This is a genomic window from Veillonellaceae bacterium, assembly GCA_025992895.1.
Lineage (GTDB): Bacteria > Bacillota > Negativicutes > Veillonellales > Dialisteraceae > Dialister.
In genome coordinates this window covers 531,107-545,874 of sequence record DAJPGA010000001.1, presented here as the reverse complement: position 1 = coordinate 545,874, position 14,768 = coordinate 531,107, and the positions used below count along the sequence as shown (strand labels likewise).

Here is a 14,768-nt window from a genome sequence, read left to right as displayed (position 1 = left end):
ACGAAATGTGCAGGCATTTCATCTCAGCTCTTTTTTATTGCTAACGTTCTTTCTGGATTTTCTCTTTCAGGTCCAGAATGTGCTGTTCTATGATTCTTATTGTTTTCTCGTATTCTTCCCTGGATTTTCCGGATGGATCGTCAAGCCCCCAGTTCTCTTCGTAAGCGGCCTTCATGGCCGGGCAGGCTATGCCGCATCCCATGAGAATGACGATGTCCGGCGCCGGGATATCCCTGAGCGTCTTACTCTTCTGCGTCTTTTCCATGTCTACGCCATGCAGCTCTTTCATCCATTCGACGGCGCCCGGGTCAAGATGATCCTGCTTTTCCGTACCGGCTGAAAAGAGTTCGAAAACATCTCCCGCCAGTTTCCTTCCCAGAGCTTCTGCGATCTGGCTGCGGCAAGCATTGTGCGTGCAGAGGAAAGCCACTCTCGGTTTATTTTTATTCATTTTGCTTTCCTCTTTGGGAAATAGTCCTGCGTCGAATTGGCGATGCGGACAAGGGTGAGCATGACAGGAACTTCTGTCAGCACGCCGACGGTGGTTGCCAGCGCGGCAGGGCTCGTCGTGCCGAAAAGGGCAATGGCGACGGCCACGGAGAGCTCAAAGAAATTGGATGCGCCGATCAAGGCTGCCGGAGCGGAAATATCATATGGCAGCTTCAGGATGCGGCAGGCACCATAGGCGATAAAGAAGATAAGGAATGTCTGAAGAATGAGCGGCACGGCGATGAGGACGATGTGCAGCGGATTCGACAGGATGACTTCAGTCTGGCCGGCAAAGATGAGGATCAGCGTAAGGAGAAGTCCGATGGTCGTCGCATTATCGAATTTGTGGATGAATGTCTTTTCGAAGTACTCCCTGCCATGGCTCTTGATGACGCTGATACGTGTCAGGATGCCTCCTGCAAGCGGAATGACGACGAAGAGGAGGACACTTAGGAAAAGCGTGCTGTACGGGACTTCGACATGGGACACGCCCAGGAGGAATTTCACGATCGGCACGAAAAGGACAAGGATGATGAGATCATTCGTTGCGACCTGGACGACAGTATACGCCGGATTTCCTTTTGTCAGAGAGCTCCAGACGAAGACCATGGCCGTACAGGGAGCCGCCCCCAGGAGCACGGCGCCGGCAAGGTACTGCGTCGCAATGTCCGGCGCTATCCACGCTTTGAATACGACGAAGAGGAAGAAACTGGCGATGCCGTACATGGTGAACGGCTTGATGAGCCAGTTCACGATCCATGTGACGATGAGGCCCTTCGGATTTTTCCCGATTTCCCTGACGCTTTCAAAGTCGACCTTCATCATCATGGGATAAATCATGACCCAGATGAGGATGGCGATCGGTATGGAAATCCCTGCAATCGTCATATTTCCAAGAAAAGCCGTCACGGACGGCGCGGCTTTACCAATAAGCACGCCGGCGGCCATGCAGAGAAATACCCAGACCGTCAGGTAGCGGTTGAAGAAGCTGATGCCTTCCTGTTTTTCCTGGCTCATTTTCCGGCTTCCTTTCCGTCATCCTGGCAGGGATCCCCTGCTCCGTTATCCCTGCAGAATTCGCAGGTCTTGTAATCCGCATAGGCTTCTTCGCTGATGGTGTAGCGCTCTACCAGTGCGCGCAGCGTCCTGCCGCCTTCCAGCGACAGCGAATAATACATCCACTTCCCGCACTTGCAGGAATCGACAAGGCCTGTATCGCAGAGAATTTTCATGTGGTGCGAAAGCGTCGGCTGCGTGATGTGCAGCTCCTCTAAAATAACGCAGGCACATTTTGAACCGTCCTGCAGCATATGGAGAATCGCCAGACGGTTCTCATCCGTCAGCGCTTTTATGATCCGTACATCGTTTTTATAATCCATCCTGAAGCCCCCTCTTGTAATATATGGCAAGTATAGAGTATGTATTCACGCTTGTCAATGTATCAATATGAAGAAAGAGCATGAAAAAAGCAGCCCATGGAGAGCTGCTCTTTTTCCCATTTTATTGATCAGATCAGGATCATGCTGCCTGCTGCAAGAAGTAAGCAGTAAGTCAGGCGGTTGAACATTTTCTGGTTGATCATGTCATGAATCTTGTTCCCGAGCCAGATGGCAAATACGAGCGGGATGACGCCGAGTGCCAGGAGCTGGAGAAACTGCGCGTTGTAGAGGCCTTTGGAATAGTCGTTGAACATCAGGACGAGGTTCAGGATCGACCATACGGAAGCGACGTTGGCGCGGAAGGAGTCTTTGTCACGGAAGGTGGCAACCAGGTAGACGACCAGGAGGGCGCCGCCGGAAGCGAACATGCCGTGGATGATTCCTGCACCGAGGAGTACCGGGATGGCAATCCATGCCGGGAGGGAGGAATTAGACTGCTTCATGAAGAGGTTCTTCAGTGCAACGGCTACGATGATGCCGCCGTAGAGAGGAACGAGGATGGCCTGGTTCACGACGTTGTAGAGGTGAATGCCGATAGCCATGCCGACGAGCATGAAGGCAACGATTCGGAAGAGTTCCTTCGGGTTGATATATTTGCGGTTCTGCACCATGAGCAGAACGCATACGAGCCAGCAGATGACATTTATGACCGCTTTGGCCATATCTGGTCCGTAGAGGAGGATGGTCGGCGGGATGGAGAGCATCACGCCGGCAAATCCGGTCAGGGCCTGTATTATATTTGAAATAAATACGGCTGCCATAAAGAGAGCTAATTTTACAAATTCTGGAAGCATCATAAGATCCATCTCGTTCACCACATTTCTTTGTTTTAACATTCGGCTTGGGATCTCTCGTATCCCGGAAGCCCGATAACTTGTATGTTTTCCATTATATTCTCTTTTTTCGAAATGTATAGTAGGCTTGACCATTCTCTATTTATTGATATGTTTAAGTCATAACAAGATAGCATATCAATCTCATTAAGTTATACAGTTTTAAACAGCTGTCTTATTACTCAAACTCATCTTAAAGCCTTTGAATGAGTTCAAGTTATATCCGATACAATCGAGCTTTTTTCAAAATGACCATGATTTTAAGTGTTTTGAAAATTGACCGGGCGTTCAAATCCTTTATGCATAATGTATAAAAAAGTAATGGCAATAGAATATTTCTATATCATCATCGTTTGCTGCTTATATCTCATCTCATCAAGAGGATGCTGAACAAAGTGGCAAAACCTTCCGCAATCTTTTTTTACGGCCAGTTGCCTTCCGGCATAGTCCCGGCATGCAAAAACTTTCATGATTTCATGCCCTGCTTCTTTTGCTGGAAAGGCTTCGAGCACCCGATGTGGTATTGCCTGCGCCTGCAGCATACATGGAAAGCATGGGACCGCTCATGCTCTTTTGGCTATTTCTTCCGTATCCTGTATAATAGAAGTAATACTTAATGAATTTACTGAGCGTGGAGGTTTTTATGGCAGATAATGTGACTCCGTTCCCGCAGGGGGTTCGGCATAAGAATTTGAAAGCGGATGCTTTCGAAAAGTATATGAAGGCAGAAGGGCTGAATTTCTTCCGCCGTCAGGATGTGCATGATTCTTTTGATACGGTGATTTTCATGACAGCGCTGCCGGCCGGCACAAGCCACAAGGTCGTGACGGCTGTCATTACGAATAACAGCATGTACCTTCTCGTCCGCGTGCATCTGGGCACCTGCCCGAAGGGACCGGCCCGCCAGACGTTCCTGGACTATATCAACCAGCTGAACGGCCACCATGCGATCGTGAAATATTCCGTCGAACGTGACGACAATGTTTTCCTCGATGTCTGCGTGACATCCCGCGACGACCGCTTCGATCCGTCCGTCGTCCGCACGTCCCTCGACCTTCTCGTTTTCCACCTGAAGGAATACTACGACGACATCGCCCGCCGTCTGGACAAGACAAGCGACCAGACGAACGACTTCACCATGTAAAAAATGGAAATAAAAAAGGACTATCCGTAAATCTCCATGGATAGTCCTTTTATTATTGTTGCTTGAATTCTCTTAGATCTTTTTCAGTTCTTCGATGAGTTTCTTAGCGCTTGCTTTGCAGTTATCTACGATCTTCTGCTTGTCTTCTTCGGTGGAAATGCCTGGTACGTACATGCAGCCGTAGGTGATGACCGGTTCATGCTTCTTCATGCCGGTGAAGGCTGCGAGCTGGTCGAAGTTGAAGAAGAATTCGCTGATCGGATGGTTCTGCGGGCCTTCATGGCTGTAGGATGCTTCCGGGCCGCCAGCGGTGCTGGAAATGAAGAAATCCTTTCCCTGCAGAGCTGTTCCGCCGGTGCCGTATGCGAAGCCGTGAGCGAGGACTTCTTCGACCCATTTCTTCAGGAGTGCCGGGTAGGAGTACCAGTAGAGCGGGAATTCAAATACAAGAGCATCTGCCTCTACGACAGCTTTTCTTTCCGCTTCGATGTCGAAGTCCCAGCCGATTTTGGAGAGATCTTCGATGGTGATGTCGAGGCCGGAATTCTTGAGTTCGGTGAGGATGGTCTGGTTTGCCAGAGACTGGTCAAGATGCGGATGTCCGGAAATAACTAAAATTTTTGCCATGATTGAATCCTTCTTTCTGAAATATGATTTATTTGATACTATAATGTAAAGGTATCTTTACATTTAACATGTTCAATATAATAGTATTATAACACAGTGTCAGGTTTTTTGATATAGGGGGATTTCTATGATAAAAAATATTGTAAGAGACATTCTTTTCCTGCAGAGGAAAGCAGAGCCGGCGACAAAGGACGACTGGCAGGTCGGAAGGGACCTCACTGATACGCTCGAGAGCAAGCTTGATACCTGCGCAGGCCTTGCCGCCAATATGATCGGGAGCACGAAGGCAGTCATCGTTTTCCGTCAGGGAAATAAGTCCGTCGTCATGTACAATCCGGAAATCGTAAAGACCTCCCCTGCCCCGTATGATGCCGAGGAAGGCTGCCTGTCCCTCGACGGCCGCCGTCCCTGCAAAAGGTATGACAAGATCGAGGTCAAATTCATGGATTCCCTCTTCCGCAAGAAGACGAAGACCTTCACGGGATTTACGGCAGAAGTCATCCAGCACGAAATCGACCACCTGCATGGGATTTTGATCTGAGGATACATGGAAAGATAAAAGGAGCTGCAAAAATGATTGCTCATTGTTGCAGCTCCTTTTTGATTGGATCATTTGCAAAACCGTATGTCCTGATTCAGCGCTTTAAAGATTTCTGCGTTCCTAGTCGTCTGCATCTTCTTCAAGGGTGCCTTCTATCGACAAGTAGATCTTCTGCAGTTCTTTTTTCATATCTTCACTGGCATTCCAGAGTCCTCTCTGCTGTGCCTCCAGCAAGGTCTCCGATATGCGCTGCAGCGCCCACGGATTGACCTTTCTCATCCATTCCTGCACTTTGGCATCAAGGGCATACTTATTGGCCAGTTCCTCATACATCCAGTCGTCGATCACATCGCTGGTCGCATCCCACTGGTAGCTGTGCGCTACATAATTGGCCATATCCGCCGCCCCTTTGAAGCCGTGCTTCATCATGCCCTCTATATACTTCGGGTTTGCCGCTTCCGAGCGGAAGATACGCTTTATTTCCGTCTGCAGGTCACGTGTGACGACGCGCGATGAATCGCTGCTGTCGCCGACAAATGACATCGGCTTCTTGCCGCTCAAGCTTCTGACAGCGGCAATCATACCCCCGTGATAGGCATTGTAATCATCCGAGCTCAGCATGCTGACTTCACGGTTATCCTCATTCTTGACGGTCACTTCCATGGTAGCCAGCCTGCGTTTGAATACCTTGGCATCATGGGTGACCGGGCGGTCCGTGCTGTAGCTGTATCCGCCCCATGTCACATAGACATCCGCCAGGTCATCAATGGATTCCCAGTTCTTAGCCTCAAGAACAGCCCCGACGCCAGCGCCGTACGCGCCTGCCGGATCGCCGAAAATACGCCAGCGCGCTTTGACATAGGCATCTTCCGGGGTATCGCCGTCTTCTTCAAAAAGCGCCGCATCTTCTGCAACGTGTTTCTTGATGAAATTTTCTTCAGGCGATTCATCCAGCGAGGAAACGAGCAGCACAGCCTTGTCCAGCCACCGGATCACAGACGGCATCATATCGCGTATAAGGCCGCTGATGCGCCCCGTCACATCGATTCTGGGGCGCTTGAGTTCCGACAGCGGAATCGCCTCCAGGCCAACGATACGGCCGCTGCCGCCCTGCCATACAGGCCTGACGCCCAGGAGATTCAGGAACTGACCTGCGCACTGCCCGTGGCTTCTTGTATTGCTTCCCGCCCAGAGTACGATGCCGATCTGTTCCGGATATCTCCCTTCTTCCTTGATGAAAGCCTCAATGACCTGATCCGCCAGAGTCCTCCCCACTTCATAGGCCGTCTTTGTCGGCAGCATACGTTCATCGATGCCATAGAAATTGCGTCCCGTCGGAAGAACGTCCGCGCGGCCCCCCGTAGGCGCTCCGCCGGGTCCGGGTTCTATGTACTGCCCTTCCAGTCCGCGCATCACAGAGGTGATTTCCTGGCTGGTCTTTTTGAGGTTGGGCACATATTCGCCGCATACTGCTTCAAGCACGGGAACCAGCTTCTCCGCGCCCTCTTTGGAAACCAGGGGAACTTTTGAAATGAGCTCATCCATATCCAAAGCATCCATCTGGAAATCTTTGGATGCGGCATAGTTCAGGACGCCTTTGGCACTTTCCATGATTTCATCTACGATTTTTGCCTTCAGCCTGCCTTCTTTCGTATATTCGCCGCTATGCTCGAAAAGTTCATTGAGGTCATAGCCGCGCATGGACGCGAGCACCTGCGGCAGGGACGGCACGGAGCCGTTTTCTGTGCGTACAAGTCCCGAGAGGAAATTCAGCAGGGGCTCTCCTTCCGGGCTCTTCCCCAGTATGTGGAGGCCGCTCCGCATCTGCATATACTTCATGTCTGTCAGAAGCTCGTGGAGCTTGCCGGCCAGGTCGTCCAGCCCTTCGCAGCTGATTTCATCATAGAGATGCGTCTCTTTCGCTTTCTCGATGATGAGTTCTCCTGCCTTCTCCGCTTTTGCTTCATCCTTCTGCTGTTTGTAATCCGCATATTCATCCAGAAGGGATTCCAGCTCTTCATACGCATCATAGAGCCCTGACTGATCCATAGGCGGCGTCAGGTGCCCGACGAGGCAGGCAGCTCCGCGCCGTTTCGCCTGGATGCCTTCTCCCACGATTGTCGTCCAGTACGGATAAATATTGGGCAGATCCTGGATCGCCATCTCCGGATAGCAGGATGCGCTGAGGCCCGTCCCCTTCCCGGGCAGCCATTCCAGATTGCCATGGGTTCCCACATGGATGACGGCATCCGCTTTCCACACCTCTCTCAGCCAGTGATAGAAGCCTTCGTAATGGTGCGTAGGTGCTGACACGGGATCATGGTATAGCTTGTTCGGGTCATCACTGAATCCGCGCGGCGGCTGCACGCCGATCCATACATTCCCGTTGGAGAAGCCGGGAATCAGGAGCTCGTTATCATACACAAATACATCGCCGATCGGTTCTCCCCAGTCTTCGACGATATGTTTTTTTGCCTTTTCGGTAAGACTGCTGAAAAATTCCTTGTAGGCATCGGCTTCCAGGTGCCCCTCTGCCAGTCTGGCTGCCGCGGCCGTCAGGAATTTCCTGTCATTTGTCGCATGGGTCAGCACTTCTTCCATGAGGTTCTGGCTGTCATCCGGCACATGATCGACGGCATATCCCTCATCCTTCATGGCCTCCAGCAGCAGGCGCACCGACTCCGGAGAGTCCAGTCCCACGGCCGAGCCGACATTGGAATTCGACGGCGGATAGTTATGGAAAATAATAGCCACGCGTTTGTCCTTATTGGGCTTTTTGCGAAGGAGCACCCAGTTCCTTACCCGGCTTACCACCGCTTCGACCCGCTCCTCTATCGGAAGATAGACGGATTCTTCATCGATGGTTTCCTGTGATGCAATCACTCCGCCATGCAGGCTTCCATCCATTTCAGGAAGCCCCACGGAGAGAGACACTTCGACCGGCGTCAGGCCTTCGATACTGCTTTCCCATTCCTCCCCGGACTGGTACATGACATAGGCCTGAAATACGGGAACATCGTAGGATTTCAGTGTTTCGAGCGTCATGGCTTTCATGCTTAAGAATGAGAATTTGCACGTATCGATCAGCGCATCGAGTGGCAGCTGGTCTTTGCCAAAGAGCTGATCCAGCGAATCCTTCAGGGACGGCTGATTTCTTTCCTCGTTGCGCATATACGGGGAAAAGAACAGGACCGGCTCCAGATGGTTCCTGCGGAGCGTATCAAATAAAGCAAAGGGGTAATGGAGTTCATTGGCAATCCATTCGTCACGGTAGAAGAGGACGCCGACTTTTCCCAGGCAGGGCTCTTCCTTGTCAAAGTGGTATTCCTTTTCATACTCTTCGCAGGATGCATAGACTTCCCCCCTGCGCCCTACAATGCCGCACCAGGGATGGCTCTTTGGCGGCGTGACTTTTCCGGGATCCCCGTCTCCGTCCAGCGCTGCCAGGTAGTTCATGAGGTTTACGTAATTTTCCTCGCCTGAATGGGCCAAATAGAGTGATACCTGGTGCGCCTCCTCCAGCGTAATGCCTTCGAGAAGGCCGTCCATGCTCTTTTCCTCGACGAGCATCAGATAGCGGTGATGATGCTTTTGCAGCCACTTCGCCATCTTCTGCATGAACCGCGTGTCCAGTCCGGTCCCCATATGGGTCACCAGGACGATATCCGCTGATGCAAGAGCTTCTGTCCACTCCCCATCAAAAGCAGGATCGCCCGTGTAGCGTCTTGCGCTCACGGTGATGCGGCCGGCGAGTGCTTCGTGCCCTGCCATTCGTTTCATATAGGCAATCTGACGATTTTTATTTGAGATAAACAGTATATGCTTCATTTTTTCAACCTCGGTCCCTGCACAGCGCGGAGCACTGCATTTTCATTAATAGAATCAAGAGGGTACCAGGCCGCTTTGAGAATCCTGGCCAGCGGTCTGGCAATACCCATGGAAACGAAATCATTTTCCGTGTCAATCACTATACTTTCCACCTCAAGGCTTGCAAGTTCCCTGGCTCTTTCCATCGCTTCCTCCGCCGGATCACTGCTCTGCCCGTATGTTGCGCGCCCGTCGGTCACAAGGACCAGGAGCGGCCTTCCGTGCGGCTCCCTGATAAAAAGCCGCCTCAGTTCCTCATATGCTTTGTGCAGGCCTTCTGCCAGAGGCGTCCGTCCTCCCGTCGCCATCTTCTCCAGATTTTTCTGCGCCAGTTCCACACTTCGTGTGAAGGGAATGACGACTTCCGCCGTTTTCTTCCTGAAAACGATCAGGCCGACAGAGTCCCTCTTCTCATAGGCGTCCCTCAGCAGGGAATATATGGCTCCCTTGACGGCTTCCATACGTTTTTCTGCCCCCATGGACCCGCTGGCATCGACGACGAAGAGAATATGGCACCCGATGCGCCTTTCTCTCTGCTTGCTCCGCCAGTCTTCCTTGTGGACGGCGATTGCAAGCCCGTGCTTATCCCGCAAACGCTGGTAAGGCGCCGCAGCCCGGATCGTTGCATCGACGGCAAGGTCGATATCCTTTCCCTTGGGCATCACGGCCCTGACATACCGGCCTTCTTTCGTATCGCTCTGCGTCATCATCCGTTTGCCTGATCCGCTTCTGGCAAACCGGTCGGTGGTCTGATCTGTTCCGAAGGAAAGTCCGCCAAGGTTTCTGCCAATGGCCGCAACTATATCCGGCAGGCTGAAAGATCCGCTGCTTTCTTCCTGTCCCTCTTCCTCTTTTCCAGGATCTGTTTGATGGCCAGAATCCATGGACGTTTCCTGATTTGCGGAACCCGCCGGAGGATTTTCCACCTCACCATCGCCGCCATCGGAAAAATCCGTTTCCTCTGTGCTTTCAGGGGACGCATCCTCCCCGGCATCTTCTGCCGGCTGCTCCTGCCTGCTTTCCTCCGGTTCCTCCTGGCTTTCAGATTCTCCCTGCACCTCGTGCATGCGGTGGGGCAGTACATAGATAGCAGCCTCTTCTATATGCTTTGGAAGTATGAAACTGCTTTTTTCTATGGCACCCAAGGCAGCGGCCGCCCGGAGCAGCACCATTTCTGCATCATTGCCCTGCGTCCCCGCCTGGCGGCAATAGGATGCGGCAAGAAGCATATGCGCCCTGCTGCATTCCATGGATTCCGCTGCTCTTCTTGCCATCCTGACGTCTTCTGTTTCCTGAAGGACTTTCACCATTCCCTGTGCATCATGATTTTCCCCGCTTTCGGCCGGCCGCGCGTTCCTGCTGTCCGATTTCCCTGTATCTTTCAGCTTCCGCGCTTCTTCCTTAAGGACGGAGAGGCGCTCTTCCCGGCCCGGGCTGTTTACCTGCACAAAAAGGTCGAATTTTTCCAGGACCGCCTGCGGCAGCAGTCCTTCAGAGGGGTTCATCGAGCCGATGATCGTGAAGCGGGGCATCCCCGTCACCGTGTCCTTCTCCGCCTGCCAAAGCTGCTGCAGAACGGCCGGCCGGAGCAGGTTCACATCATCGATGTAGATGATGCCGCCCTCGTTTCTGGATATGAATCCCTTTTCTGCTGTAACGGTCCCTGTGCGCAGCGTCGTTTCCAGATCGACCTGGTCTGCGAGGACCTCCTCCGTCGCATGCAGGGGCAGTGTCGCCATGGAAATGCCATGTTCGCGCATGAATTTTCTCACGCGGTAACTTTTGCCGGATCCCGAAGGACCGGATATCAGGACGCCCGAAAGGTTCCTGTTTACGACGCACATCATCAGTGCACGCTCGATGCTTGTCCTGACGTCACCCGGAGCGAGCGCCCGGTCAAGCGCAGCTCCTGCTTCCTTTCCTGTATGGCCCGCCATAGGTCAGACACCTTCGATTGCCTTTTCCACGACGTTCCAGTCAAAGGTTTGTTCCTCGAAAGGCGTACGGCGCATGCGGTGCGGCATGACCAGACGCGCCGCTCTTTCCAGGTGCTTCTTTTCCACCTTCGTCGTATGGTCCAGTGCTGCCAGTGCCCGTACCGTATGAAGCATGGTAATATCCGGACGGTGCCCGTCCACACCAAGCGCAATGGAAATCCTTGCTATGGCTTCCAGCAGCGAATCGGTAATTTCGACATCCCCCGCGATCTCGCGCGCCTTAAGCACCCTGCCGCGAAGCTCCTGCTGCGAATCCTCATAGGAAGCGGCAAACGCCTCCGGATCCATCTCAAATGCGTAGCGGCGCCGGATGACTTCCACGCGGCTCTCTACTGTTTCCTCACCTTTTACGGTAACAGAAAGGCCGAAGCGGTCCAGGAGCTGGGGACGGATATCCCCCTCTTCCGAGTTCATCGTGCCGACAAGGACAAAGCGGGACGGATGCGAATAGCTGATGCCTTCTCTTTCTACCGTATTGACCCCCATGGCCGCTGCATCCAGCAGCACGTCGACTACATGATCGTCGAGCAGGTTGATTTCGTCCACATAGAGGATATTATTATGTGCTTTAGCCAGAAGTCCCGGTTCGAATTTCTTCTCGCCTTCCTTCAGTGCATGCTCGAGGTCGATGGTGCCTACCACGCGGTCCTCGGTCGCATTGACAGGAAGCTCTACCACCTACATCGCCTCGCTGCCGTCACTCCCGAAGGGAGGAAGAATGTCCGCCAGAGCCCGCACGGCTGTCGACTTCGCCGTTCCCTTTTCCCCTTTGATGAGCACACCGCCTATGACCGGCAGGACTGCATTGAGCACCAGCGCAAGCTTCATATCCTCTTGTCCCACGATGGCTGTGAATGGATACTTTTTCCTTTTCATTCCCTGTCTCCTTTGATTCCAACGCTATGGCCGCCCCTCGCAGCCTCTTTTTCCGGATGATTTATTTCATATAGATGGATGCATGCCTTTCTCACGGCGCATTCCGTCTCATCGACCGCGCCCCATTCATCCGCGCGACTGTAGCAGGCACCGCCGCACTCTTCAAGGTACCTGCATCTTGAGCAGTAATTCACGACCGTCTCTAGCTTCCTCCTAAGGGCCTCTGCCTTCTCTGGCTCGACACCGCCGTATACATTCCCCAGCCTGAAACGCTCCTGCCCCGACAGGGACGCGCAGGCGTATATGGATCCTTCCGGGTCCACATACATGCCGTTATCATGCCAGGCGTAGCAGTGTGAAAAAGGCTGATAGCCCGCCTCGAGTTTCCCGCATTTTTCCATTTGTGAAATGATCATGGTCCGCCCCGTCAGGGACTCCATTTCTCTGGCATGCAGAATGGCCCTGCTGATACCTTTGACGGCAGCCATGGCTTCTGCCTTCGCCTCTTTCGTGCCCCGGCCCTGCGGACGCAGGAGGTTGAAGCCGATTTTCCTGACATTTCCCATATAAAAGCACAGGTCGACAAGCGCATCCAGATGCGCTGCGTTATATCTGGACACAACGCAGGTCACACCGATTTCGACTCCGGATTCTGCCAGTATGCGGATGCCCCGGAGTGTCTTCAGGGAAGAGCCGCCTCCGCCCTGCTCCGGCCTTGTCAGATCATTCACTTCCGGCACTCCGTCAAGGCTGACGCCTGCCGCTATGTGATGCTTTTTGATAAATGATGCTATGGCCGGCGTCATGAGCGTGGCATTTGTCTGCAGCTGGAAGGATGCATGAAGACCTGCTTCCTCCATGCGCCTGACCAGGTATGAAATCTGCCTACAAGCAAGAAGCGGTTCGCCGCCCGTCAGCTGCACGGTCAGAGGCGGCGCTTTCATGCTCTCATTTCTTTCTTCCACAAGGCGGCTGATGAGTGCATCTATCGTTTCCTTTTTTATGAATGTCTTTGCCTGATTGGATGCATAGCAATACGTGCAGGCCAGATTGCATGAACCCGTCAGCGCCAGGATGACCAGCTGGATCATAATTGCTCCTTGAGAATCACTGTCGACGAACGCTCAGGCAGTCCCTTACCGCTGCGGCAATAGGATTCTGCCCGCTCCGTCCCGTTGGGATAGATGAAAATGCGGCGCTGCGAAAAGTAAGGATCATCATAAACGGTAGAAGACAAATGGAAGGCTTTTGCCAGATTGTCTGCCGTCAGCACGTCATCCGGCGCGCCGTCCCTGATAATCTGTCCTTTGGAAAACAGCAGCAGCCGGTCGCAGAATTTGGCTGCCATTTCCAGATCATGCACGACAAGGACAATGGTTTTCCCATTCCTGCAAAGCGTCCTGCAGTACCTGAATATTTCATCGGCATACACCAGATCGAGAGCCGCCGTGGGTTCATCGAGAAAAAGGATATCCGTCTCCTGCGCCAGTGCCTTGGCCAGGAAAATACGCTGCCTCTCCCCGCCGCTCACCTCATTGATCCGCGACTTTCTAAGGTGCCAGACTCCTGCAAAACGCATGGCCCGCTCTACCAGTTCCTTGTCGGAAGAACCTTCATTCTGCCACCATTTCAGGTAAGGGTAGCGCGCGGTCATCACGATTTCCTCCGCCGTATAGCCGAATCTCACCTCTACGCTTTGCTGCATATAGGCAAGCTTTCTCGCGATTGCCTTCTCCTTCATGCCGGCAATGTCTTGCCCGTACAAGTACACACGGCCGATCGTATAGGGGATGAGCCCCCGCACTGCTTTCAGGAATGTCGTCTTGCCAGAGCCGTTCGGCCCGATGATGCCGATGAACTTCCCGGCTTCCGTCTCAAATGAGCAGTCCTGCAGGATGACTTTGTCCTGCATGACGACTCCCAGCTTTTCTACGCTTAGAATACTCATTCAGAAGCCTCCCTTCGCGCGCATACGGTGCAGCAGGTAAAGGAAATACGGTGCGCCGAGTATTGCCGTCATGACGCCCAGTCGGATTTCGACCGGCGCCACGATGACGCGCCCCAGTGTATCGCAGAAGACAAGAAATACGGCCCCGGTCAGTGCCGACACAGGCAGGAGGTACCGGTGATCAGGCCCAGCAAGAATGCGCACGATATGCGGCACCACAAGACCGACAAATCCGATGAATCCGCTCACGCAGACGGCGATGGCCGTGATGAGGGATGCCAGGAATAAAAACAGCAGCCGGTAAAACATGACGGGCAGTCCCAGCGCACGCGCCTCATTATCCCCGAGGACCAGGACATTCAGATGCCTGGCCAGCAGGAACAGGATAATAAGCCCGATCAGGATAGGCCCGGCTGCCAGCCAGACATGCTCCCAGCGCCGGTAGTCCAGTCCGCCTACCATCCAGAAGAGGAATTCCTTCAGCCTGTATTCGTTCATGAATGTCAGGATGCCCGATGTCAGGGCGCCCAGGAACATGCTCATGGCGACCCCGGAGAGCAGCAGCGTCACCGGACGGGTCCTGCCGCCTTCCATCGCCAGAAGCACGATGACTGCGACGGCAAGGAATGCCCCCGCAAAGGCAAAAAGCGGCATGTACCAGAAGCCTGCTGACGACAGGCCCAGGGAAATCGCAATGACAGCGCCCAGGGAAGCACCGGCAGAGACACCGATGACGCCGGGATCTGCCAGCGGATTGGAAAATACCCCCTGCATGACAGCGCCGGCTGCAGCAAGAGCGGCGCCCACCAGGAGACCCACGACGATACGCGGCAGACGGATGAACCAGAATACCGCCTGCTGATCAGGCGTCAGCAGGGATTCATGGGAAAGTCCTGCCCCGACAAGGAACTCATGGAACGCTCCTCCAAGCGGGATTGGAACTGTCCCCAGATGAATGGAAGTAATCACTACAATAATGAGTAGTGCGGCCATCAATAAAACGCCGC

Annotated in this window: 13 protein-coding genes and 1 pseudogene; 2 read left to right on the top strand and 12 right to left on the bottom strand. The window is 53.3% G+C overall.

Going from position 1 to position 14,768, the window contains the following annotated elements:
* Window positions 1-40 precede the first annotated feature (40 nt).
* The 5 genes from OIM03_02095 to OIM03_02075 form a co-directional block, all read right to left on the bottom strand.
* On the bottom strand, window positions 41-451 hold the full coding sequence (locus tag OIM03_02095) for an arsenate reductase ArsC (GenBank protein ID HJI73064.1): 411 nt from the start codon (window positions 449-451) through the stop codon (window positions 41-43).
* Window positions 448-1,506, bottom strand: coding sequence for an ACR3 family arsenite efflux transporter (arsB, locus tag OIM03_02090; protein ID HJI73063.1), 1,059 nt, complete (start codon window positions 1,504-1,506; stop codon window positions 448-450). The genes OIM03_02095 and arsB overlap by 4 nt, the downstream gene beginning before the upstream one ends.
* Complete coding sequence (locus OIM03_02085; GenBank protein ID HJI73062.1) at window positions 1,503-1,868, bottom strand: metalloregulator ArsR/SmtB family transcription factor; 366 nt, start codon at window positions 1,866-1,868, stop codon at window positions 1,503-1,505. Before OIM03_02085 ends, arsB begins: the two co-directional genes overlap by 4 nt.
* A gap of 128 nt (window positions 1,869-1,996) precedes the next feature.
* Window positions 1,997-2,764, bottom strand: coding sequence for a sulfite exporter TauE/SafE family protein (locus OIM03_02080; protein ID HJI73061.1), 768 nt, complete (start codon window positions 2,762-2,764; stop codon window positions 1,997-1,999).
* Window positions 2,765-3,099: 335 nt separating this feature from the next.
* Window positions 3,100-3,303, bottom strand: coding sequence for a hypothetical protein (locus tag OIM03_02075; protein HJI73060.1), 204 nt, complete (start codon window positions 3,301-3,303; stop codon window positions 3,100-3,102).
* 101 nt (window positions 3,304-3,404) lie between these two features.
* Here OIM03_02075 and OIM03_02070 point away from each other — a divergent pair, with 101 nt between their 5' ends.
* Window positions 3,405-3,905: a hypothetical protein gene (locus OIM03_02070; GenBank protein HJI73059.1), complete on the top strand. Its 501-nt coding sequence runs from the start codon at window positions 3,405-3,407 to the stop codon at window positions 3,903-3,905.
* 72 nt (window positions 3,906-3,977) lie between these two features.
* Here the strand turns inward: OIM03_02070 and OIM03_02065 are convergent, their stop codons facing one another.
* Window positions 3,978-4,532 (bottom strand): NAD(P)H-dependent oxidoreductase, encoded by a 555-nt coding sequence (locus OIM03_02065; GenBank protein ID HJI73058.1) that lies wholly within the window; start codon window positions 4,530-4,532, stop codon window positions 3,978-3,980.
* A 127-nt stretch (window positions 4,533-4,659) separates the two neighbouring features.
* Here OIM03_02065 and OIM03_02060 point away from each other — a divergent pair, with 127 nt between their 5' ends.
* The gene (locus OIM03_02060; protein ID HJI73057.1) at window positions 4,660-5,073 is read left to right on the top strand and encodes a peptide deformylase; all 414 of its coding nucleotides are present in this window, start codon (window positions 4,660-4,662) and stop codon (window positions 5,071-5,073) included.
* A gap of 120 nt (window positions 5,074-5,193) precedes the next feature.
* On the opposite strand, the gene cobN is transcribed toward OIM03_02060, so the two are convergent.
* From cobN to OIM03_02030, 6 genes and pseudogenes are all read right to left on the bottom strand, one after another.
* Window positions 5,194-8,901 (bottom strand): cobaltochelatase subunit CobN, encoded by a 3,708-nt coding sequence (gene cobN, locus OIM03_02055; protein ID HJI73056.1) that lies wholly within the window; start codon window positions 8,899-8,901, stop codon window positions 5,194-5,196.
* A complete protein-coding gene (locus tag OIM03_02050; protein HJI73055.1) occupies window positions 8,898-10,877 on the bottom strand; it encodes a VWA domain-containing protein in 1,980 nt (659 codons plus the stop codon). The genes cobN and OIM03_02050 overlap by 4 nt, the downstream gene beginning before the upstream one ends.
* A 3-nt stretch (window positions 10,878-10,880) precedes the next feature.
* A pseudogene (locus OIM03_02045) lies at window positions 10,881-11,813 on the bottom strand (AAA family ATPase).
* Window positions 11,810-12,904, bottom strand: a complete 1,095-nt coding sequence (locus OIM03_02040; GenBank protein ID HJI73054.1) for a radical SAM protein — start codon at window positions 12,902-12,904, stop codon at window positions 11,810-11,812. The pseudogene OIM03_02045 and the gene OIM03_02040 overlap by 4 nt, the downstream one beginning before the upstream one ends.
* Window positions 12,901-13,761 (bottom strand): ABC transporter ATP-binding protein, encoded by an 861-nt coding sequence (locus OIM03_02035; protein HJI73053.1) that lies wholly within the window; start codon window positions 13,759-13,761, stop codon window positions 12,901-12,903. The genes OIM03_02040 and OIM03_02035 overlap by 4 nt, the downstream gene beginning before the upstream one ends.
* Complete coding sequence (locus OIM03_02030) at window positions 13,762-14,754, bottom strand: iron ABC transporter permease (GenBank protein ID HJI73052.1); 993 nt, start codon at window positions 14,752-14,754, stop codon at window positions 13,762-13,764.
* Between the last annotated feature and the right edge of the window lie 14 nt (window positions 14,755-14,768).